General features: G+C 72.0%; 18 protein-coding genes. 11 read left to right on the top strand and 7 right to left on the bottom strand.

The window, feature by feature from the left end; translation table 11 throughout:
• Window positions 1–123 precede the first annotated feature (123 nt).
• Genes WMF19_RS46000 through WMF19_RS45990 form a run of 3 tightly spaced genes read left to right on the top strand, consistent with a single transcriptional unit; the run spans window position 124 to window position 2,788 of the window.
• Window positions 124–822 (top strand): YggS family pyridoxal phosphate-dependent enzyme, encoded by a 699-nt coding sequence (locus WMF19_RS46000; RefSeq protein WP_437896138.1) that lies wholly within the window; start codon window positions 124–126, stop codon window positions 820–822.
• Window positions 819–1,403: a redoxin domain-containing protein gene (locus WMF19_RS45995; protein ID WP_437896137.1), complete on the top strand. Its 585-nt coding sequence runs from the start codon at window positions 819–821 to the stop codon at window positions 1,401–1,403. The genes WMF19_RS46000 and WMF19_RS45995 overlap by 4 nt, the downstream gene beginning before the upstream one ends.
• A complete protein-coding gene (locus tag WMF19_RS45990; RefSeq protein ID WP_437896136.1) occupies window positions 1,400–2,788 on the top strand; it encodes a replication-associated recombination protein A in 1,389 nt (462 codons plus the stop codon). Before WMF19_RS45995 ends, WMF19_RS45990 begins: the two co-directional genes overlap by 4 nt.
• A gap of 29 nt (window positions 2,789–2,817) precedes the next feature.
• Here the strand turns inward: WMF19_RS45990 and WMF19_RS45985 are convergent, their stop codons facing one another.
• Window positions 2,818–3,150: a tetratricopeptide repeat protein gene (locus WMF19_RS45985; protein WP_437896135.1), complete on the bottom strand. Its 333-nt coding sequence runs from the start codon at window positions 3,148–3,150 to the stop codon at window positions 2,818–2,820.
• Window positions 3,147–3,668: a hypoxanthine phosphoribosyltransferase gene (gene hpt, locus WMF19_RS45980; RefSeq protein ID WP_157907284.1), complete on the bottom strand. Its 522-nt coding sequence runs from the start codon at window positions 3,666–3,668 to the stop codon at window positions 3,147–3,149. The genes WMF19_RS45985 and hpt overlap by 4 nt, the downstream gene beginning before the upstream one ends.
• Before the next feature lie 151 nt (window positions 3,669–3,819).
• Here hpt and WMF19_RS45975 point away from each other — a divergent pair, with 151 nt between their 5' ends.
• Window positions 3,820–4,266, top strand: coding sequence for an acyl-CoA thioesterase (locus WMF19_RS45975; RefSeq protein ID WP_437325914.1), 447 nt, complete (start codon window positions 3,820–3,822; stop codon window positions 4,264–4,266).
• A gap of 45 nt (window positions 4,267–4,311) precedes the next feature.
• Here WMF19_RS45975 and WMF19_RS45970 read toward each other — a convergent pair whose 3' ends face one another.
• Window positions 4,312–5,610: a hypothetical protein gene (locus WMF19_RS45970; RefSeq protein ID WP_437896134.1), complete on the bottom strand. Its 1,299-nt coding sequence runs from the start codon at window positions 5,608–5,610 to the stop codon at window positions 4,312–4,314.
• Window positions 5,607–6,362, bottom strand: a complete 756-nt coding sequence (locus WMF19_RS45965) for an HAD family hydrolase (protein WP_437896133.1) — start codon at window positions 6,360–6,362, stop codon at window positions 5,607–5,609. The genes WMF19_RS45970 and WMF19_RS45965 overlap by 4 nt, the downstream gene beginning before the upstream one ends.
• A gap of 217 nt (window positions 6,363–6,579) precedes the next feature.
• Here WMF19_RS45965 and WMF19_RS45960 point away from each other — a divergent pair, with 217 nt between their 5' ends.
• Window positions 6,580–6,972: a hypothetical protein gene (locus WMF19_RS45960; RefSeq protein ID WP_437796397.1), complete on the top strand. Its 393-nt coding sequence runs from the start codon at window positions 6,580–6,582 to the stop codon at window positions 6,970–6,972.
• Between the two features lie 30 nt (window positions 6,973–7,002).
• Here the strand turns inward: WMF19_RS45960 and WMF19_RS45955 are convergent, their stop codons facing one another.
• Window positions 7,003–9,978 (bottom strand): carboxypeptidase regulatory-like domain-containing protein, encoded by a 2,976-nt coding sequence (locus tag WMF19_RS45955; protein ID WP_437896132.1) that lies wholly within the window; start codon window positions 9,976–9,978, stop codon window positions 7,003–7,005.
• A gap of 108 nt (window positions 9,979–10,086) precedes the next feature.
• Window positions 10,087–11,349, bottom strand: a complete 1,263-nt coding sequence (locus tag WMF19_RS45950; protein ID WP_437796395.1) for a LeuA family protein — start codon at window positions 11,347–11,349, stop codon at window positions 10,087–10,089.
• Window positions 11,350–11,542: 193 nt separating this feature from the next.
• On the opposite strand from WMF19_RS45950, the gene WMF19_RS45945 reads away from it, so the two are divergent.
• The 6 genes from WMF19_RS45945 (at window position 11,543) to WMF19_RS45920 (ending at window position 19,204) form a co-directional block, all read left to right on the top strand.
• Complete coding sequence (locus WMF19_RS45945) at window positions 11,543–13,837, top strand: heme lyase CcmF/NrfE family subunit (RefSeq protein WP_437896131.1); 2,295 nt, start codon at window positions 11,543–11,545, stop codon at window positions 13,835–13,837.
• On the top strand, window positions 13,834–14,406 hold the full coding sequence (locus WMF19_RS45940) for a cytochrome c-type biogenesis protein (protein ID WP_437325907.1): 573 nt from the start codon (window positions 13,834–13,836) through the stop codon (window positions 14,404–14,406). Before WMF19_RS45945 ends, WMF19_RS45940 begins: the two co-directional genes overlap by 4 nt.
• Window positions 14,403–15,275 (top strand): hypothetical protein, encoded by an 873-nt coding sequence (locus tag WMF19_RS45935; protein ID WP_437896130.1) that lies wholly within the window; start codon window positions 14,403–14,405, stop codon window positions 15,273–15,275. The genes WMF19_RS45940 and WMF19_RS45935 overlap by 4 nt, the downstream gene beginning before the upstream one ends.
• Entirely contained in the window at window positions 15,272–16,909 is a 1,638-nt protein-coding gene (locus WMF19_RS45930) for a hypothetical protein (protein WP_437896129.1), read from the top strand. The genes WMF19_RS45935 and WMF19_RS45930 overlap by 4 nt, the downstream gene beginning before the upstream one ends.
• 30 nt (window positions 16,910–16,939) lie before the next feature.
• On the top strand, window positions 16,940–17,812 hold the full coding sequence (locus WMF19_RS45925) for a formylglycine-generating enzyme family protein (protein ID WP_437896128.1): 873 nt from the start codon (window positions 16,940–16,942) through the stop codon (window positions 17,810–17,812).
• Window positions 17,813–17,962: 150 nt separating this feature from the next.
• Complete coding sequence (locus WMF19_RS45920) at window positions 17,963–19,204, top strand: CinA family nicotinamide mononucleotide deamidase-related protein (RefSeq protein ID WP_437896127.1); 1,242 nt, start codon at window positions 17,963–17,965, stop codon at window positions 19,202–19,204.
• Between the two features lie 39 nt (window positions 19,205–19,243).
• On the opposite strand, the gene clpB is transcribed toward WMF19_RS45920, so the two are convergent.
• Entirely contained in the window at window positions 19,244–21,853 is a 2,610-nt protein-coding gene (gene clpB, locus WMF19_RS45915; RefSeq protein WP_272101922.1) for an ATP-dependent chaperone ClpB, read from the bottom strand.
• Window positions 21,854–21,975: the final 122 nt, after the last annotated feature.

The raw sequence follows: 21,975 nt of genomic DNA, 5'->3' as shown, positions 1-21,975 counted from the left end.
CTCTGGCACGCCGCTCGGGCGGAGGGATCCGACACTTCCCTCCGCGCCACGACCTGCGCGGACCCGTCCGCTGCAGGGCGTCCCCCCTGGTGTCCACGGCGGCAGCTCGCGGTATCGTGCGGCGTGATTTCGGAAGACCTGGGGAACGTCGCGTCGCGGCTCGAAGAGGTGCGGCGCCGGATCGCGAGCGCCGTCGCGCGGGCAGGGCGCGGGCCAGAGGAGGTCCGGCTCATCGCCGTGTCCAAGGGGAAGTCCGCCGAGGACATCCGCGCCGCCTACGCCGCCGGGCAGCGCGATTTCGGCGAGAACTACGCGCAGGAGCTCGTCGAAAAGGCCGAGGCGCTCGCCGATCTCGACGGGCTCGTGTGGCACGCCATCGGCCAGCTCCAGAGGAACAAAGCGAAGCTCGTCGCGCGCGCGGCGCACGTCGTGCAGTCGGTCGACAGGGAGGAGCTCGCCGTGGAGCTCGATCGGCGCGCGGCCGCGCTCAATCGCACCCTCGACGTCCTGCTCGAGGTGAACGTCGGCGGCGAAGCCTCGAAGGGCGGCTGCGCCCCCGGCGATTTCGCGCCGCTCCTCGGCGCGATCGCCAGGTGCGCCCACCTGCGGCCGATCGGCCTCATGACCATCGCGCCGTTCCTCGAGGACCCGAACGACGTCCGGCCGTTCTTCGCGCAGCTGCGCGCCCTGCGCGACGCGCACGGCGGTCGGGCCGTGCTGCCCGAGCTCTCGATGGGCATGTCGCACGATTTCGAGGCAGCCATCGCGGAAGGCGCGACGTGGGTCCGCGTCGGCACCGCCATCTTCGGAGCCCGCGGATGACGGCGAGGTCCGCCGCGTCGCGCCTCGGCTCGGCCATCCCCGCCGGCGGCGCCGCGCGCGGCGCCACGCTGGCCACGTGCGCGCTGCTCGTGCTCGGGTGCGGGCCGGGCGCGATGCCCGCGTCGGTGCGCCACCCGCTCGTCGGCAGCGCCGCGCCGGAGTTCCACGCAGAGTCCACGGCGGCGGTCACCGTCGGCGTGCCCGGCACGCGGAGGACGCGGGTCACCGTGATCGACTTCTGGGCGTCCTGGTGCGCGTCGTGCAGCCGGACCATGCCGGCGCTCGACCGGCTCTGGCGCGAGCGCAAGGCGGACGGGGTGGCCGTGATCGGCGTGAACGTCGACGACTCGGAGGCCGCCGCGGAGGCCGCCGCCTACGAGCTCGGTGCGACGTTTCCCATCGTCGCGGATCTCGATCAGCGGCTCACCGGGACCTACGGCGTCGCGCAGGTCCCCCTCACGTTCGTTGTCGACGCCGCGGGCACCGTGCGCTGGGTCGGCCACGATCCGGCGAGCGCGCGCCGCGCCGTCGAGGTCCTCCTCTCGGAGCGCCCCGCGGGGGCGCGGTCGGTCTTCGAATGAGCGCGCCCCGGGGCGGCGGCGGCGCGCGACGGCGGCCCGCGGGCGACGAGCCGACGCTCTTCGACGCCGCCCGGCAGCGGGAGCCCGAGCTCAGGGGCACGGTGCCCCTCGCCGAGCGCATGCGCCCGCGCTCGCTCGAGGACATGATCGGCCAGGGCCACCTCCTCGGCGAGGGCAAGCTGCTCGCGCGCGCGATCGCCGCCGACCGGATCCCCTCCATGATCCTGTGGGGCCCTCCGGGCGCCGGAAAGACCACGCTGGCGCGCGTCGTCGCGCACACGACGAACGCCCGCTTCGTCCCCTTCAACGCCGTGCTGGGCGGCGTGCCGGAGCTCCGCGAGATCCTCGCCCAGGCGCGCACCGCGCGGTCTTACGAGGGCAAGCGGACGATCCTGTTCGTCGACGAGATCCACCGCTTCAACAAGGCCCAGCAGGACGCCTTCCTCCCGCACGTTGAGGACGGGACGATCACGCTCATCGGGGCGACCACCGAGAACCCCTCGTTCGCGGTCAACGCGCCGCTCCTCTCCCGTTGCAAGGTCTTCCGGCTCCAGGGCCTCGGCGCCTCGGAGCTCGTCGAGCTCCTGCGCCGCGCCCTCGAGTCGCCCGCCGGGCTCGCCGGCGCGATCGCCGCCGACGACGACGCGCTCTCGGCGATCGCGGCGCTCGCGCAGGGCGACGCGCGCAGGGCGCTCACCACGCTGGAGATCGCCGCGGACGAGGCGGCGCGCGCGGGCGCCACCACGATCACGCGCGAGCTCATCGCCGGCACGAGCGAGCACAAGACGCTGCTCTACGACAAGGCCGGCGAGGAGCACTACAACGTCATCAGCGCCTTCATCAAGTCGATGCGCGGCTCCGATCCCGACGCCGCCATCTACTGGCTGATGCGCATGATCGAGGCCGGCGACGACCCGCTCTTCCTGCTGCGCCGGATGATGATCTTCGCCTCCGAGGACATCGGCAACGCCGACCCGCGCGCGCTGGAGATCGCCGTCGCTGCCGACGCCGCGTTCCGTCGCATGGGGATGCCGGAGGGGCTCTACCCGCTCACGCAGGCGGCGCTCTACCTCGCCACGGCCCCCAAATCGAACGCCTGCAAGACCGCCTGGCAGTCGGCGCAGGCCGCCGTGCGCGAGCACGGCGCGCTCCCGGTCCCGCTCACGCTGCGCAACGCGGTCACGCGGCTGATGCGCGACGAGGGCTACGGCGAGGGATACCGCTACGCGCACGACGAGCCGGGCGGCGTCGCGCTGGGCGAGGCCTACCTCCCCGAGCCGCTCGCGGGCAGCCGGTTCTACGAGCCGACCGACCGCGGCTACGAGCGGACCATCGGCGAGCGCCTCCGCCGGATCCGGGGCGAGGGGGAGGGCGAGGGCGGCTGAGGCGCGGCGCCGGCCCAGCCGTCAGGGCATCACGCGTCGTCGTCGTCGCCGCCGCCCGCGCCGGCGAGCGCCTGCTGGAGCTCGCTCAGCGCGTGCTGATCTCCCTTGCTGCGCGCGACCCCGATGCCGTCGGCCAGCCAGGCGCGCCCCTCGTCGAGGCGGCCCGCCTTCACCAGCGTCGTCCCGCACATGAGGTACATCGGCACGTACGCCGGATCCATCGCCCGGAGCGCGACGAACGTGGCGAGCGCGTCGTCGTGGCGGCCCTGCCCCGCGTACTCCAGCGCGAGCGCGTACCAGTGGAATGGATCCTTCGACCCGTCGCGGGTCATCTTCTCGAGCATCAGCAGCCGCTTGCTCACGTCGCCTCCACAACCCCGATGAACGGCAGGTTCCGATAGCGCTCGGCCCAGTCGAGCCCGTAGCCGACCACGAATTTGTCCTCGATCGTGAAGCCCAGGTAGTCGATCGGCACCTCGACCCGCGCGCGCGCCGGCTTGTGCAGGAGCGCGCAGACCTTGACGCTGTTCGGCATCCTCGTGCGGAAGAGCTGGAGCAGGTGCGAGATCGTGAGGCCCGTATCCACGATGTCCTCGATCAGGAGGATGTCTTCACCCTCGATCGGGCGGGTGAGGTCCTGCGTGATCTGCACGACGCCGGTCGAGGCCGTGCCCTCGCCGTAGCTGCGCACGCCGAGGAACTCGATGCGCACCGGGAGGTCGATGTGGCGCGCGATGTCGGCGGTGAACACGAAGCTCCCCTTGAGCACGGAGACGAGCACGAGCCGGCGCTCCGCGTAGTCCCGGGTGATCTGCGCGCCGAGGTCGCGCACGCGAGCGCCGATCTGTTCGGCGGACAGGAGCGTCCGGACATTCGCCATGCCGCCCGCTAACATCGCGGCGCCCGCGCCACCAGCGCCGAGGCGGGCCCGCCGTCGCCGCGCGCCGCGATCCCATGTCGTGCGGAGGATGTCGCGCGGTCGCTCTGCTGCTGCCCGGGTCGAAACTGGGTTAGTCTCTGCGCCGCCCGCGATGCCGCTCCCTTCTCTGCCCGACGCGCCCCCGCACCTCACCTCGCGCACGCCCCTGGCCGTCCGCTTCTGCGAGACGGATCTCATGGGCATCGTCCACCACGCGAACTACGTCATCTACCTGGAGGCTGGCCGCATCGACTGGCTGAAGCGCCGCGGCCTCTCCTACGAGGAGATGGTGCGGCGCGACCTTCACCTCGCCGTCGCGGAGCTGCGGATCAAGTACCGCCAGGCCGCGCGGTTCGGCGACGAGCTCGTGGTCGAGACGACCTGCCGCGAGGTCCAGCGGGTCACCGCGCGCTTCAGCTACCGGATCCTCCGGGGCGAGGACGTGATCTGCGACGGCGACATCCTCCTCGCGTGCCTGGGCTCGAACCTGACGCTGACGCGGATCCCGGACGACATCGTCCAGCTCCTGGCGAGCCCCGAGACGGCGGCCGATCGCTAGGGCAGGGGACGCCGCCCCGCTTCCGCCGCCGTCCGCCGCCCCGCTTCAGCCGCCGTCCGCCGCCTCGGCCCCGCTGCGCACGATGCGCGCCGGCATCTCGACCGTCTGCGGCGGCTCGATGCGCTCGCCGAGGAACGTGCGCCACTGGACGACGTAGCGCCCGCGCAGGGGCCCGATCACGTAGCGCTCGCTCGTCGGAGGAACGGCGACCGCGGGGATGCCGTCGACGAGCAGGTAGAGCAGCGCGTCGGTCTGGTTGACCGCGACGAACCCTTCGCCGGGCGCGCCCGGGTCGACGCTCGCGGGCAGCTGGAGCGGCTCTTCTCGGATGGCCGCGAGCTCGTCGCGCGTCAGGAAGACGCCGCCCTGCGCCGACGGGAGCCCGGCGGCGGCGTACGCGGCGCTCGGGGGCGGCATGAGCATGTCGGTCGAGATCAGGTCCGTTCGCCGGGCGATCGACGTGACCTCGAACGCGACGCCGCCGCCCCCTTGCCAGGCATAACTCGCGTAGAGCGGCACCTCGCCGGCCACGCACTCGGGCGACTTCGGATCCACGCCGAGGATCTCCAGCAGCGCCCGGCAGAGCAGCGGCCCCCCGTCGCCGGCCTCGGGGACCCTGCCGAGCTCGACGTACAGCGCGCCGAGGCTCCCGTGCACCTCGACCTTGCGGACGTCGAGATCGAGCCGCTTGCCGTCGCCGACCGGGCGCGTCGAGCCCGTCGACAGCGGCGTCACGTCGACGCGCCGCTCGCCGAGGAGCGTGCGGAGCGCCCCCGGCGGCACGACCCGGTACTGGGTCAGGGACGGCCAGAGCAGCACCTCGCCGTACACGTCATGGCGCGCGCGGAGCTCGGAGCCCGCGGGCAGCGGGAGCGCCCGCGACGTGACCTGGACCCGCATCCGGCCCGTCTCCGCGAGCTCGACCTTCCACGTCAGCTCGGTGAGCTTCTGCGCCGCGTGGATCCCGGAGGACGCCACCTCGGGCGCCTTGGGAGGCTGCGGCACGTCGCGGAAGCGAAAGGCCGCCTCGAGCGTGACGCCGGGGAGCTCGCGCGGCGAGAGCGCGTCGTCCGGCAGGGGGGTGGCGGGCGAGAGCGGCAGCGGCGACTGCGGGCTCGCCTCGGACATGATGAGCCGGCCGTAGTCGTCGGCGATGATCTTCGCGGTCGCCTCGGCGACGGAGGCGTCGAGCAGGTCCGGCGTCTCGTTCGCGAGCGGCGCGGGGAGGATTTTCGCGTTCGGGCTCGCCCCGGCCTCCACGGGATCGACGGGCGCATGGCGCGACCGCTCGCACCCGGCGACGGCGAGCAGCAGGAAGGCCGCGGCGACGCGCGCGGCGATCACGGCTCCCGCTCGAACGTGTGGATCACCTGCACGCGCGCGTCGAGCGGCGGCGGGTCGGGCGCGCACTGCGTGTCCAGGAAGACCGCGGTGCAGCGGGGATGGCAGCCCACGAGCAGGTTGCAGTTGGCCGCCTCGTTGTCGAACACCGCGATGACCTGCCCGAGCCGCGAGAGCTGCGGCGCGACGCTCCGCTTGAACTCGGTGTCGGGCATCTCGAACCTCGGCTTCACGACGAGCTCCGTGCCGATGATCCCGATGGGGAAGCCGAGATCGCGCAGGCTCGCGAACGAGCCGAGCGCCATGTTCGGCAGGTCGCGGCCGGTGAGGTACACGAGGGTCGCCCCCGCCGCGTGGCAGTCGCGCGCGTACTGGCTCGCGCCCGGCACCTCGACGTCGTGCCGGATGTGCGGATCGTTGAAGAAGCGGGCCCGCCAGAAATCGAACGCGTGCAGGTGGAGCGCCTCGTCGTCGATGCCGAGCCGCCGCAGGTTGTCCTGGAACCCGTACACGATGCCGTCGGGCGACGCGCGCTCCAGGAGGCCGGCGGCGTGCGGGTGCTTGCGGCGCCACTCCTCCGCCAGCTCGTGGAGGATCGCGACCACCCGCGGCCGGTTGTCCATGAGGGTGCCGTCCAGATCGAAGACGATCACGGGAGGCCCCTCCGACCGATCGGCCGCGCGCTCGACGATGGATCTCAGGAGCCGCGTCCGCTCGAGAGGGACGAGGCGCTTCTCGTGAAACAGCGTGCTCAAGGTCGTCGCGCCGCGGAAACGCGCGTCTTCCGCGCGGCTCCTCAGGGCGGAACCCTAGCGCGAACTCGCCCTCCCCAGAAGCGGCGGCGCCCACCCCCTCGCCAGGCCCTGCGACCCTGTGTAAGTGTGCAGAAATATCCTACATTGTTGGCCTATCCATTCCGCTCTTCGTAGGATTTTCCAAATCAGGACCCCTCGAGGCTCCGAAGGAAGGCCCATGCAGAACCGCATCAAGACCGCTCTGGCCCTGGCGATGGCGACGACCGCCGTGGTGGGCTGCTCGAAGACCCCTCGCGATCGTCTGCAGGGGCGCTGGTATGGCGATGCCATCGAGAACGCCCCTGTGGATCAGCTCACCAAGGCAACCGGATGGGTGAAGGGAACGGCGCTCGAGTTCAACGGCAGCAAGGTGACGGTGACCGTGCCCGCGGAGACCCCGCGCAGCGGCACCTTCAAGGTGACGAAGGCGGACGGCGATCAGGTGACCGTCGCGTTCCTCCGCCCCGAGGGCGGGCTCGACGAGGCGGCGTTCCGCTTCACCGCGGATCAGACGCTGCGCTGGGAGATCGGCGACGGCCGCAGCATCGTGCTGACGAAGGCGAAGAACTGAGCTCGGCCGGCGCCGCGGGCGCCCGGCCGGCTATCGCCGCACCCGCTCCCTCCGCACACGCGTGAGCCACCGCGCCTCGCCGCGATCGCCGTCCCGCGCGAGCAGCACCACGACGTCCTCCGATAGCGGCCCGGTGAGGCGCCGCCGCACTTCCTCGATGGAGCGCACGTCGACGCCGTTCACGGACAGGAGCCGATCGCCGGGCTCGATGCCGGCTTCCTCGGCCTCGCTCCCCGGGGGCACCGAGACCACGGTCACGGTCCTCCGCTCCTCGCCGAGCGTCACCGCCAGGCTCCCTGCGCCCTTCGGGTCTTGCCGCGCGCCGTCTCCCGGCAGCGCGATCCTCACGCGCTCGGTCGTCCTGCCGGCCCGGACCTGCACCGGCTGCGACTCGGCGCGCCCGAGATCCGCGCTGTACGCCTCGATGACCGCCGTGCCCTCGGGCAGCCCGCCGAGCTGGAATCGCCCGTCGCGGTCGGTGGTCACGACGCCCGGCGGCAGCGGGCCGAGCGGCAGGTACGTCGGCACGCGGTCGCGCGCCACGCGGGCCCCCACCACCGCGTCGCCGCGCTGATCGACGACCTGGCCGGCGACCTCTCCCGCCTCGGACAGGTCGATGCGCCCGAGGTCCGTCGGGCGATCGGGATCGCCGGCGATCGTGACCCGCAGCGTCGCCGGCGCGTACCCGTCGCGGCTCACCGTCACGCGGAACTGGCCCGGCGCGAGGTCGGCGAGCGTGAAGGCGCCCTCCGCGTCGCTCGTGGCGCGGCGCGGCCCGGTCGTCGAGAACAGCGTGACCCGCGCGCCCTCGATCCGCTCCCGCCCGCCGCGCCCGGTCACCGTGCCGGTGGCCTTGAGGGCGGCGCCCATCTCGAGCCGCAGCTCCTTCGGCGCGGCGTCGACCTGCTCGACGCGCGGGGACTTGCCGGAGCGCACAAGGCTTACCCGGAGCGGCAAGCCGGCGGCGTCGGGCAGCAGCGCGTCGCCGTCGTCGTCCGTGAACAGCGTCTTGCGGAGCGGAACGGCCACGTCGAGCGAGAGCACGCGCACCTCCGCGCGATCGAGCGGGTAGCCGCGATCGTCGGTGACGTGGATGGCCACCGCCTCGCGCACCTTCGGGAGGACGACCTCGATCTCCTTGCGGTCGCGCTCCGGGACCTCGACGACGAGCCGCGCCACGACGTCGCCCGGCGACTCGGCCCGGGAGACGGAGACGAGCACCTCGTCGGGGACCGCGGCGAAGGCGAACGTGCCGTCGTCCGCGGAGTACGTCACCCGCTCGAGCGAGCCGGCGGTCGCGGCCAGCTCCACGCGCGCGCCGGCGACCGGCTTGCGGTCCTCCTCGAGGACGCGGCCCTCGAGCAGGCCGCCCTGGCGCATCACCACGCGCACGTGGGCCTCGCCGCCCGGCTGCAGGGTCACGATCTCGCTGGGCGTCTCGACGTACTCCGGGTGCCGGACGATCGCGTGGACGCGCCCGGGGGTGACGGGCTCGGCCCGGAACGTGCCGTCGGCGCGCGTGACCCAGGGCTCGCCCGACCGCACCGAGGCGCCCGGCAGGACCGCATCGCCATGCGGCAGGTCCGGGATGGGGCCCGGCATGACCCCGAGCTCGCCCGCGGGGATCAGCGGCGCCGGGCCGGGCAGGGCGCGCTCGAACTGCTCTTCCCTGAACTCGGACATCGCGGTGGTCTCGTCGATGGGCATCCCCTCGGCGTCGGCGCCCACGACCTCGATCGTCGCGCCCGGGACCGGGTAGCCGCGGTCGTCGACGACCTCGCCCACGAGCGCGCCGCCGCGGAGCAGGGGGATGCGCACCTCGGTGGCGCCTGCGTCGACCTGCACCGCGTTCCTCGGCACGAAGCCGGCCGCCAGGGCCGAGGCGCTCGCGTATCCGGGCGCGATGGGCCCGAGCGTCACGGACCCGTCGTCGCCCGTGCGGCCGTGCAGCGGGAACGCCGACAGGCCCTGCTCGACGAGCACGACGTTCGCGCCCTTCACGGCCGGCGCGTCCTCGCCGTCGCCGTCGGTCACGAGGAGCCGCACGTGGCGGCCGGGCCCGAGCACGAGCTTCACCTCCTTGCCCTCGCCGCGCCTCACGGGCACGGCCAGCGCCGTCGCGCTGACGGCGGCGCCGCGCCGGGCCTTGAGGTCGTACACCCCGTCGCGGAGCCCGGCGATCCTCGCGGCGCCCGTCGCGTCGGTCGTCGTGCTGCGCGCTGGCCAGAGTCCGGTGCCGGCGGCGAGCACGGTCGCGCCGTCGGCCGGCTGCCCCTCTGCATCCACCACGCGGACCGTGAGGGCGCCGAGCCGATCCATGCGGAGCCTGAGCGGCGCCGGCCCGGGCACGATGCCCGTCCGCACGGTGTCCTCGAAGCCGAGCGCCGACGCGCGGACGACGTAGGGCGCCGCCCCGAGCCGATCGAACCGCGCGCGGCCGCCCTCGGCGGTGGTCGCCACGAAGGGGAGGGGATCGGCGGTCGCGACCGTCACCTCGGCGCCGTCGATCGGGCGCTCGGCCTCGTCGACGACCAGCACGTCCAGCACCTTCGCGGGCCGCAGCACGAGGTCGACGGCGCGGGGGCCTGGCTCGAGCGCGACGCGGGTCGAGGCCCGGGCCCGCTCCGCGCCGTACGCCATGATCCAGGCCTCCCCGGACGGCAGCCCGGCGAAGCGAGCCTCGCCCGCGGGATCGGTCTTCTGCTCGCCGGCGAAATAGGCTCGGTCATCGCGCATCGCGAAGACGCGCACGGTGGCGTCCTTCAGCGGGCGCCCCTGCTCGTCGCGCACGGCGGCGGTGAGCTCTGCCGCGCGCCCTTCCACCCACGCGGGCACCGGCGGCGCCGGGATAGGCGCCCCCGGCAGGAACCGCGGCCCCAGATCGCGCAGCGTGGTCGCGGCGAAGAAGCAGACCAGCGCGGCGAGCGCGGCCAGGACGGTATCGAGTCGCGACCGGCGATCGGCCCGGTCGGCTTCCGCTGCGGGTTGCTTGTCCTGCTCGGCCACGGCCTGGATTTCTACTCCGGATCCGTGAAAACGCCGAACGTCCAGGCGCCGTTCCCGCCGCCGTCGCCTGATCGCGCGACGCCGCGACGCCGCGCCGGCGCCCCGGGATCAGGCCTGGCGACCGCGGTGCAGCTCGATCACCGCCTGGATCTCCTCCTCGGACAGGATGTGGTCGGTGGCCTTGGCCTTCGCCAGGATGGCGTCGACGAGCTCCTTCGAGGGCTCGATCTTCCGCTGCCGGAGCCAGTAGTTCACGTTGGAGGCCCCGGACATGTAGCCCACGCAGATCTCCTGCTTTCGCCCGAACATGCCGGCGGGGACGCCGGAGTAGATCCGGTCGGCCATCCAGGCGTCGCCCTTCGACTCGGCCTTGATGATGGCCGCCGCGTGCACGCCGGTCGCCGTGCGGAAGGCGTCCCGTCCGACCAGGGGATAATTGATGGGCACCTCCCAGCCGACCGCCTGCGCGGCCGTCGTGCAGTACTCGAGGAGGTGGGTGAGGTCCTGGTGCTCGAGGAGGCCGAGGAGCTTCATGTTGAGCAGGATGAGCTCCATCGCGGCGTTGCCGACCCGCTCGCCGATCCCGAGGGCGGTGCCGTGAACCCGGTCCGCGCCGAACTGGAGCGCCCAGATCGCGTTCTCGAGAGCGAGGCCGCGATCGTTGTGGCCGTGCCAGTCGATGCCGACCGACGCCCCGGCCCCCGCGACGATGGCCCGCGTGAAGTTGATGAGGTTGCGAACCCCGTCCGGCGTCGCGTGCCCGACGGTATCGCACAGGCATAGCCGGGACGCGCCGTGATCGATGGCGACCTTGAAGAGCGTCGCCAGCACCTCGGGGCGCGAGCGCGTCGTGTCTTCCGTGACGTAGGCGACGGGGAGCCCGGCCTTCACGCCCGCGTCGATCGCCGCGGCGCTCCGCTGCGCGATGAGGTCGACGTCCCACGCCTCCGCGAGCTGGCGGATCGGGCTCGATCCAATGAAGGCGTAGATCTCCACAGGGATCCCTGCGCGCTGGGAGATCTCGATCATGGGCGTGATGTCCGAGACGACCGTGCGGCCTGCGCAGGCGACGCGGAGCGGCAGGTTGTTGTCGGCGACCTCCCTGCACATCCGGAGCACGTCCTCGAACGCCCGCTGCGAGCTGCCGGGCAGGCCGACATCGGCGATCTGGATGCCGATCTTGGCCATCAGGTGGAGCAGCTTGAGCTTGCGCTCGATGTTCGGGTCGGCGACCGATGGATTCTGCAGGCCGTCGCGCAGGGTCTCGTCGAAGAAGCCGATGTTCTCCGGAATGACCCGTCCGACGCGCCCCACCTCGTTCCAGTCATAGATCAGCTCGGTCGGGCGGGTACCGGAGGCAGCGATCGCCATGCACTATTATAGTGCGCCGCGCTCGACGCCGGGCCTGAAACGAAGCTCTTCCGGGGCTCTCGACATGACGCACGGCGCAGGTGAAGACGCAAACGTCTTCGACCACGCACCACGCACCACGCATCACCCGCCACGCACCGCTGCGGTGCGCTGGCCCTGCGCGCCTGGCAAGCCTAAGCTTGCGGCCACGACGATGTGGCAATCCCTACCTGAGTTCGGGACCGGCGTCCTTTACGCCATTCTGGTGACCGCGGCGTACACCTTCGCCGTCGGGCTCGCGTCGGCGCGCGGGCGGCCGCGGCTGCTCCAGGCGGCGCGGCTCGGCGCGTACGGCACGATCGCGCTGGTCGGCCTCGCTGTGCTCGTGCTGGCGTACGCCTTCGTCAGCCACGATTTCCGCATCGCCTACGTCGCGCAGTACAGCGACAGATCCATGAGCACGCCGTACCTCATCGCGGCGCTCTGGGGCGGGCAGGACGGCTCGCTGCTCTGGTGGATGTTCCTGACCGCGCTCTTCTCGGGGACCTGCGTCATCTGGCTACAGCGCCGGTATCTGGAGCTCCAGCCCTACGTCATCGCGACGCTGATGAGCGTCCTCATCTTCTTCTCCGCGCTGATGATCTTCGCGGTGAACCCGTTCCGGACGAGCGTGGCGGGCGCCCCGCTCGACGGCAACGGGCTGAACTACCAGCTGCGCAACTTCTACATGATCATCCACCCGCCGAGCCTCTACATCGGCTTCACGAGCGCGGCGGTCCCGTTCGCGTTCGCGATCGCCGCGCTCGCCACGGGCCGGCTCGACAGCGAGTGGATCGTGGCGACGCGCAAGTGGATGCTCTTCTCCTGGCTGTTCCTCTCCATCGGCAACGTGCTCGGGATGCTGTGGGCCTACGAGGAGCTCGGCTGGGGCGGCCCGTGGGCCTGGGATCCGGTCGAGAACGCCGCGTTCCTCCCGTGGCTCACCGCGAGCGCCTACGTCCACTCGACGATGATCCAGGAGCGCCGCGGCATGCTGAAGGTGTGGAACGTCTCGCTCATCTGCGGGACGTTCTTCCTCACCATCTTCGGCACCTGGCTCACGCGGTCCGGCCTCATCGCGAGCGTCCATTCGTTCGCCCAGTCCGGCATCGGCATCTGGTTCGTCGGCTTCATGGCCGTGATCGTGGCCACGTGCACCGCGCTGATCGTCTACCGCCTGCCGCGGCTGCGCAGCGACGGGCAGTTCGAGTCGATGCTGTCGCGCGAGGCCGCGTTCCTCTTCAACAACTGGGGCCTCTTCAGCATCATGATCTTCATCGCGGTCGCGACGGTGTGGCCGCGCATCAGCGAGTGGCTGCTCGACCAGAAGTCGACGCTCGGGCCGACGTTCTACAACATGTGGCTGCCCCCGGTGGCGCTCGTGGTCTTCCTGCTCATGGGCGTCGCGCCGCTGCTCGGGTGGCGGAAGACGTCGCCGGAGCTCTTCCGGAAGAGCTTCCGCTGGCCGGTGCTGGTCACGGTCGTCACGACGGCGCTCCACCTCGTATTCGGCAAGCGGGTGGGCTTCGCCCCGTTCGTCGCCGTGGACCCGATCTACCCCGGCCAGCTCGGCGACGCGCTGGCGAAGCTCGCGTCGACCTACCCGTTCTTCACGGTGGCCATCGCCGCGTTCAACGTCGCCGTGGTCGTGCAGGAGTTCGCCCGCGGCATCGCGGCGCGGCAGAAGCGCGGGAAAGAACCGCTGTTCGCCTCCTTCTACAACCTGATCGCGAGGTCGCGGCGCCGCTACGGCGGCTACATCGTGCACGTCGGCATCGCGGTGATGTTCCTCGGGTTCGCCGGCCGCGCGTGGGGCGTCGACAAGGAGATCAGCCTCCACCCGGGCGAGTCCGTGCAGATCGAGGAGTACCGCCTCACGTACGCCGGCCCGCGCATGGAGGTCGACAGCGAGAAGCGGATGGTCTTCGCCGACCTCGACGTCGAGCGCCACGGCGCGCCGGTCGGCCGGATCAGCCCGGCGAAGTTCATCTACAAGGCGTCCCCGGAGGCGCCGTCGACCGAGGTCGCGCGGCACATCACCGTCAAGAACGACCTCTACGTGATCATCGGGATGGCGAACCCCCAGACGAAGGTCGCTTCGTTCCAGATCCACGTGAACAACCTGATCTCGTTCATGTGGTTCGGCGCGGGCATCCTCATCCTGGGGGCGCTCGTCGCGATGTGGCCCGACATCGCGCTCGAGGAGGCCGGCGCGTTCGGCTATGTGCGGGCGGCGGGCTCCGTCACCGCGTCCGTCGTGTTCGCCTTCCTGCTCGCCGGCGGCCCGTCGCAGGCCTACGGGCACACCGTCCAGGAGGGGCTCGGGCGGCCGGTCTTGCTCGCGCCGGGCGCGGCGGACGGCGACGTCCGCGCCCCAGGCTCCGGCGCGTCGGTCGATCCCGGGCGGGCGCCCGCGATCGGTGCCATGCTCCCGACCGCTGTCGACTCGAGGCAGCCGGCGTTCGAATGAGCCGCACACGAAGACTCATCCAAGGCATCACCCTCCTCGTCGCGGGCGCCCTCGCCCTCGTCGTCCTGCTTCGCTCGCCGGAGTTCGCCCACGGGCAGCAGCTCGGGGAGGGGATGGAGCGCACGGGCGTCGTCGGCATCGCGAACGACATCGAGCGCAAGCTCTTCTGGAGCCTGATCTGCACGTGCGGCTGCCCGCGCGAGACCCTCGGGACGTGCACGTGCGGCACCGCGCACGAGCGCCGCGACCAGCTCCGCGCGGCGCTCGCGTCGGGGCTGTCGATCGAGGCCATCCAGACCGCCTACGCCGAGCGCTACGGGGCGGAGGCGCTAGCCGTGCCGCCCAACAAGGGGAGCCAGCGGCTGCTCTACCTCCTCCCGCTCGGCGCCATCGTGGTCGGCGCGGGCATCGTCGTCGCGACGCTGCGCCGATGGAAGCGGCGGAGCGACGAGGCGGGCGCCGCCGGCCAGCAGCCATCCCCGAAGGGCGTTGTCCCCGGCGCCCGTGACGATTACGACGACAAGCTCGACGAGGAGCTCAAGAGCCTGGACCGCGAAGACCGCGAATGAGCGCCGAACAGCCCGCCAAAAGCGCCACCTCGGCCACGGCCGACGAGACCGTGACCAGGGGTACCGACTCGCCGCTGGAGCGGCAGATCATTCACTACGCCCGCTTCGGAGCGCCGCTCGCGGCGCTCGTCGGCGCCGGCATCGCGGGGCTCGTCGGCGGGCCGCCCGCGGCGATCCTCGTGCTCGCGGGCGGCGCGCTCGTCGCCGTCATCGCCATCTTCTGGGCGAGCCTCCGCGTGCTGATCGGGGAGACGCCGCTGAGCGGCGCCGACGCGTACGCGATCGGCGCGCCGCGCGCGGAGGAGGAGCAGAAGCAGGCCGTCCTGCGCGCGCTCAAGGACCTCGAGTTCGAGCGGAGCGTCGGGAAGATCAGCGATGAGGATTACGCCGAGCTCGTCGCGAAGTACCGCGCCGAGGCGAAGCGGCTCCTCCGCCTGCTGGACGCCGACGCGCAGCCGCGGCGCGAGCAGGTCGCGGCGCTCGTGGCGAGGCACCTCCGGCGCGCCGGGTTCCAGGACGACGGCGCGCCCGGGGAGCCGGACGAGGACGCCGGCGCGAGCGATCCGGAAGGCGCCGCCGCGGAGGCCAGGCCGGCGAAGCGGAGGCGCGCCAAGGCCCGGCCGCTGGAGAAGCCGGAGGGCGATCGGGAGCCGGCGGCGGACGGCGAGCGTGACGAGGCCGCGGCGACGGCGGAGCGCGCGGCGACGCAGGTGGCGTGCGGGGCGTGCGGCACGCTGAACGACGAAGACGCTGTGTTTTGCAAGAAGTGCGGGACGAAGCGCGCGCTCGGCGCGCCTCAGGACGACCCGGCCGCGACGGACGACGCCGCGGCCAGCGCCGATGAGAATGACCGCAGGAGGGCTTCGTGATGCGCTGGACCGGGTGTACGGCGCTGGCCGCGATCGCCTCGCTGAGCCTGACCGCCGCGCAGGCGGTGCAGGCGCAGCCGGCCGCGTCGGCGCAGCCCGCGGCGGACAAGGCCGCTCCGGCGCAGCCCGCAGCTGGGAAGGCTGCTCCAGGGCAGCCGGCAGCCGGGAAGGCCGCGCCGGCGCAGCCCGCTGCGGCGAAGCAGGGTGAGAAGCCGGTGGCGCCGTCGGGCGGAGCCGCGCCTGCCGGCAGCGGCGCTCCTGCTGCGACCTCGACGGCCGCGGCGTCGGACGCGGGCGCGCCCGACGCTGCGGGCGCCCTTCCGCCGGGGCATCCCGAGGTGGGGCAGGGGCTGCCTTCGGGCCATCCGCCGGTGGGGAAGCCTCCCGCGGCAGACGCGGCCTCCCGGCGCGCCTCGGAGCAGCTGACGGGCCTGTTCGATGCGCCCGACGACACCGTCCAGGAAGACACAGGCCTTCCGCCCGGCGTCCTCGTGCTCACCGTGCAGGACGCGGACGAGAACCCCGTCCCTCGCATCTCCGTCGATATCGACATCCTGCAGAGCTCGGTGTCGAGGGGCGACTCGCGCGAGCGCATGAGCCGAGAGACGGACGACGCGGGCACCCTCCGGCTCGAGAACCTCGCGATCGCCGGCGGCACGAGCTACGGCATCTCGATCACGCGCGACGGCGCGACGTTCTCGATCCCGCATTTCGGGCTCAGCGCCGAGGCCGGAAAGCGGGCCGTGCTCCACATCTACGACGCCACGCCGAACGTGAGCGGCCTGATGGTCGGGACGCAGGGCATCGTCTACCTCCAGCTCCGGCAAGACTCGATCGCGGTGGAGCAGCTGTTCCAGGTCTACAACCTCGGCCGCGTCGCCTGGCTGCCTGACGAGACGTTCGCGCTCCCGCGCGACTACAAGGCCTTCAACAAGAGCGAAGGCATGGGCGAGGAGATGCGCTTCGACGAGGTCAAGGGCACCGGCGTGGCGCTGCGCGGCACCGTGAGCCCTGGCCGGCACGAAGGGCAGTTCCGCTGGCAGGTCCCGCTCCACGACGAGGAGCGCCAGACGATCCGCATCGAGCTGCCGCCGCGCATCGCCCAGATGCGGGTGATGGCCGAGGCGTCCAAGTCGATGACGCTGAACGTCGCCGGCTTCCCCGCGGCCCAGCGCACCCAGAACCGGGACGGGAAGAAGATCCTGATCACCGAGATGCAGGGCACCCGCACGGACGGCGGGATGAAGGTCATCGAGATCACGCTCGGCGGTCTGCCGACGCCGGGCGTAGGCCGGTGGATCGCGCTGCTGCTGGCCGGCGCGACCGTGATCGGCGGGACCGCGTTCAACCTGGTCCGGCGGCGCGACCAGGACCGCGGACCCGACGACGAGGAGCGGCGGGAGCTGCTCGAGGCGCGGAACGCGCTGCTCGACGAGTTCGTCGAGCTCGAGCGCGCGCGGAAGCGGGGCGACGTCGGTCCGAAGACGTACGATCGCGTCCGTGCCGCGCTCCTCGACGCGCTCGCGCGCATCGTGGCCATGATCGAGGCCAGGCCGGCGCGCGGGAAGGCCGCTGGCGCGCGCGAGCCGGCCGGCGCGCTCAAGGCCGACGCCGCCGGATCGCCGCGCTCCTGAGGGGTGCGGGCAGCACCGGACGCCGGGCGGATGCCGGGGTGGAAGGCCGGTCTGGCCGCGGGCGCGGCCCTCCTGATCGGCGCCGTCGTCGCGCTCGCCTTCCGTCGCGCGGAGCCGCCGGCGCGCTGCGCGCCGGGGATGGTCGCGCTCGGCCCAAGGTGCTGCGGCGAAGGCCAGCGCCTCGACGATGCCGGCCGCTGCGCAGGCGCGCCGAGGCGCTGCAGCGCCGGCCTCACGGTGACCGCCGCTGGCTGCGTCGCGCCGAACGCAACCGTCCGCATCGCCGCGGGGACGCTGCGCCTCGGGCCAAGCGACTGGGAGGCGCAGGGCATCGTCGACCCGCGCGCGGTGTTCGTCCCCGCGTTCTCGCTCGACGCGTTCGAGATCACCGAGCAGCGCTACGCGGCTTGCGTCGAGGCCGGCGCGTGCGCCCCGCTCCCGCTGCGCGGCGAGCCCGGGGTCCCCGTCACGGGCGTCACCCTGGCCGAGTCGGCTCGGTACTGCGCCTTCGCGGGCGGGGCGCTCCCCTCGCGTGATCAGCTCGCCTTTGCCGCGGCGGGCGACTCGGGCCGGCGGTACCCGTGGGGAGACACCGGCGCGGTCTGCCGGCGCGCCGCCTTTGGCTTGCGAGCGGGCCCCTGCGGCTGGGGCGCGACGGGCCCCGAGCTCGCCGGCTCGCGCCCCGACGGCGCCGCCGTGCTTCCGGGGGGGCGGGTGTTCGATCTGGCCGGCAATGTTGCCGAGTGGGCGGCCCCCGATGCGCTCGACGGCGAGTTCTCGGAAACTCACGGCGGATCATGGACGGATGGGGCGGCGGCCGCGCTTCGCACCTGGAATCGTCGGCTTGTCCCGGTATCCACCCGAGCCCCGGATCTTGGCTTCCGGTGTGTCTATCCACCGTAGCGCTCGCAAGGGCGTCCGGCTCGGCGGCGGGCGGGGTGGGGAGGGGGGACAAACCCGCGTAGGGGGACAAAACCACCTCGCTTTCCGACCGCAAAACAATCCGGAAACGCGCTCCGGCGGCGCCGGATTGAGTTAGAGTCCCGAGTCCCAATGGCTGTCGCGCTTCTCTCGATCGGGACCGAGCTCACCCGGGGCGAGATCATCAACACCAACGAGGCCTGGCTCGCTGCCGAGCTCACCGCAGCGGGCTTCACGGTCAGCGAGTCCAGCACGGTCGACGATGACGTCGATCGCATCGTCGCCGCGGTCCGCCAGCTCGCGAGCGCGCACCGGCTGGTGATCGCCACAGGCGGCCTCGGCCCCACGACGGACGACCTCACCGCGCAGGCCGCGGCGCGCGCGACGGGCGCCGACCTCGTGCGCGACGAGAGCACGCTGCTCGCCATTCGCCGCCGCGTCGAGGCCCGTGGCAAGGTGATGAACGCGGGCCACGAGAAGCAGGCCGAGGTCCCCTCCGGGTCGGAGATCCTTCCGAACTCATCCGGCACCGCGCCCGGCTTCGGCATCCACCTTGGCGAGTCGACCGTGTTCTTCCTCCCGGGTGTGCCGCGGGAGATGAAGAGCATGTTCACCGAGCAGGTGCTGCCGCGCGTGCGGCCGGCTGCTCCGAACAACACCTTCCAGGTCCGCCTTCGCACCTACGGCCTGCCCGAGGCGACGCTCGGCGAGCTCCTGAAGGGCGTGGAGGAGGCCCACCCCGGCATCACGCTCGGCTACCGGGTGCACTACCCGGAGGTCGACGTGAAGGTCCACGCCCGCGCCGCCACGCAGTCGATGGCGCACGAGCTGGCCTTGAAGGCGACGGCCGATGTCCGAGAGCGGCTCGGCACCGCCGTGTACGGGGAGGGGGGCGACGCCTTCGCGGAGATGGTCGGGCGTTCCGTGCGCGCCCGTGGCTGGCGGCTCGCCGTGTCGGAGTCGTGCACGGGCGGTCTGATCTCTCACCTGCTCACCAGTTACCCGGCGAGCGACTACCTGGTCGGCGCCGCGGTCACCTACGCGAACAGCGCCAAGACGCGGCTGCTCGGCGTCGCGGAGGACACCCTGCGCGGCCACGGCGCGGTGTCGGCCGAGGTCGCCGCCGAGATGGCGCAGGGCGTCCGCCGCCTCTGCGAGGTCGACGTCGCCATCTCCGTGACCGGCATCGCCGGCCCGACGGGCGGCACCGCGACAAAGCCGGTTGGCCTCTGCTACTGGGCTGTGTCGCACCCTGGCGGCCTCGTCGTGCGCGACCGCGTGTTCTCGGGAGATCGCGAGGAGGTCCAGCTCGGCGCAGCCTATGCCGTCCTGGACCTCCTCCGCCGCATCGCCGGCAATCTCCCTGAGCGCTGACGCAGGCCGAGCGCTGACGCAGGCGCGGGCCGGCGAGCGTCAGTTCGGCGCTGCGCGCGTGAAGGTGAGCCCTCCGGCCCCGCGGTCGATCCGCACCGTGTCTCCCTGCTTGAACTCGCCGCCGAGGATCCGCTTCGCGAGCTCGTCCTCGATGCTCCGCTGGATGGCGCGCTTCAGCGGCCTTGCGCCGTACTGCGGATCCCACCCCTGCTCGATGAGGTAGCCCTTCGCCTCGGACGAGATGGTGAACAGCAGCCCGCGTCGATCCAGGCGCTTTCGCAGCAGATCGAGCTGGATATCGACGATCTGCTCCATCTGCTCGCGCGCCAGCCGCCGGAACACGATGAGATCGTCGAGGCGATTCAAGAACTCCGGGCGGAAATGCTTCCGCACCTCCTCGATGACGGCCCTCCTCACGAGCTCGGCCTTCTCGTCCGCCGGCAGGTTCGCTCGCTCCTCGATCGCCGCGGCCGCCGGCGTCCCGAGGTTCGATGTCAGGATGATGATCGTGTTCTTGAAATCGACCGTGTGCCCCTGGCCGTCGGTCAGGCGACCGTCGTCGAGCACCTGGAGGAGCGTGTTCCAGATGTCCGGGTGGGCCTTCTCGATCTCGTCGAACAGCACCACGCTGTACGGCCGCCGGCGCACCGGCTCCGTGAGCTGGCCGCCCTCCTCGTAGCCGACGTACCCGGGCGGCGCGCCGATCAGGCGGGCCACAGCGTGTCGCTCCCCGTACTCGCTCATATCGAGCCGCACCATGGCCTTCTCGTCGTCGAAGAGGATCTCGGCGAGCGCGCGCGCGAGCTCGGTCTTGCCGACGCCGGTCGGCCCGAGGAACAGGAACGATCCGATCGGCCGGCGCTCGTCGCCGAGCCCGGCCCTCGAGCGCCGGATGGCGTTCGACACCGCGCGGAGCGCGTCCTCCTGCCCGACGACCCGCCGGCGCAGCTCCTCCTCGAGGCGCAGCAGCTTCTGCATCTCGCTCTCGAGCATCTTGGAGACGGGGATCCCGGTCCATTTCGAGACGACCGCGGCGATGTCCTCGTCGGTGACCTCCTCCTTCAGGTAGCTCTGCTTCGACTGCACCTGGGAGAGGGTCGCGCGGATCGACTCGAGCTGCTTCTCGATCTCCGGGATCTTGCCGTAATGGATCTCCGCGGCGCGCCCGAGGTCCCCGGCGCGCTTCAGCCGCTCCTCCTCGAGCCGGAGCTCCTCGATCTGCGGCTTGAGCCGGCGCAGCTCGGAGATGAGCTCCTTCTCGCGCATCCACTGCGCCCGCATCGCGTCGCGCTGCCCCTGGAGCTCGGCGATCTCGCGCCGCACCTCGTCGAGGCGGACCTTGCTCGCCTTGTCGCTCTCGCGCTTGAGCGCCTGTTCCTCCATCTGCAGCTTGAGCAGATCGCGCTCGACCTGATCGATCGGCGTGGGCAGGCTATCGATCTCCATACGGATCTTCGACGCCGCCTCGTCGACCAGATCGATCGCCTTGTCGGGCAAGAAGCGCTCGGTGATGTACCGGTTCGACAGGACGGCGGCCCCGACGAGCGCCGCGTCCTGGATGCGGATCCCGTGGTGGACCTCGTACTTCTCCTTGAGGCCTCGCAGGATGGCGATCGTGTCCTCGACGCTGGGCTGCGTGACGAGCACCTGCTGGAACCGCCGCTCCAGCGCCGCGTCCTTCTCGATCCGCTTGCGGTACTCGTCGAGGGTGGTCGCGCCGATGCACCGGAGCTCACCGCGCGCGAGCGCCGGCTTCAGCATGTTGGCCGCGTCCATGGCGCCCTCGGCCGCGCCGGCGCCCACCAGCGTGTGGAGCTCGTCGATGAACAGGATGATGCGGCCGTTCGAGCCCTCGATCTCCTTGAGCACGGCCTTGAGCCGATCCTCGAACTCCCCGCGGAACTTCGAGCCTGCAACCATGGCGGCGAGATCGAGCGCGGCGATGGTCTTGTCCTTGAGCGACTCCGGCACATCGCCCGCGACGATGCGCTGCGCGATGCCCTCGACGATCGCCGTCTTGCCGACGCCGGGCTCGCCGATGAGCACCGGATTGTTCTTGGTGCGCCGCGAGAGCACCTGGATGACGCGCCGGATCTCCTCGTCTCGCCCGATCACCGGATCGATCTTGCCCTGTCGAGCGAGCTTCGTGAGATCCCGTGTGTACTTCTCGAGCGCCTGGAACTTCCCCTCGGGGTCCCGGTCCGTCACGCGCTGATTGCCGCGCACGGCCGCGAGCGACGAGAGGAGCTTGTCGTACGAGAGCCCCGCTCGTTCGAAGATCGATTGGATCTCCTTGTCGGCCTTGATGCCGGCGAGCAGGACGTGCTCTGTCGAGATGTACTCGTCCTTGAGCGCCTTCGCCTCGTCTTCGGCCTTTTGCAGGACCGTGAGCGCGCGCCTCGACAGGTTCGGCTCGGCGCCGCCGCTGACGCGAGGATAGGTGTCGATCTTCGCGTCGAGGAGGCGCAGCACGCCCGCCGGATCGGCGCCTGCCTTCTGCACCAGAGGCGCGCCGACGCCGCCGTCCTGGCTGACGATCGCCCGCACAAGGTGCTCGGGATAGAGCTCGGGGTTTCCCCGACGGCTGCCGAAGTCGACAGCCTCTCGTATGGCCTCTTGGGCCTTCGTCGTCATTCGCTCGATTTTCATGGCCCCTCGAAGCTAAGGCGGGTGCCCCGCCTAGCAAGGGGACGGCCAGGCAAGCGGCTTGCCAAAAACGCTGAAGGGCGCTGATGGGACGCCGAAGAGGCGCTGATGGGATGACGAGCGAA

This window comes from Sorangium sp. So ce124, from assembly GCF_051525235.1.
GTDB classification, from domain to species: Bacteria; Myxococcota_A; Polyangia; order Polyangiales; family Polyangiaceae; genus Sorangium; species Sorangium atrum.
This window is presented reverse-complemented; position numbering and strand designations above follow the sequence as displayed.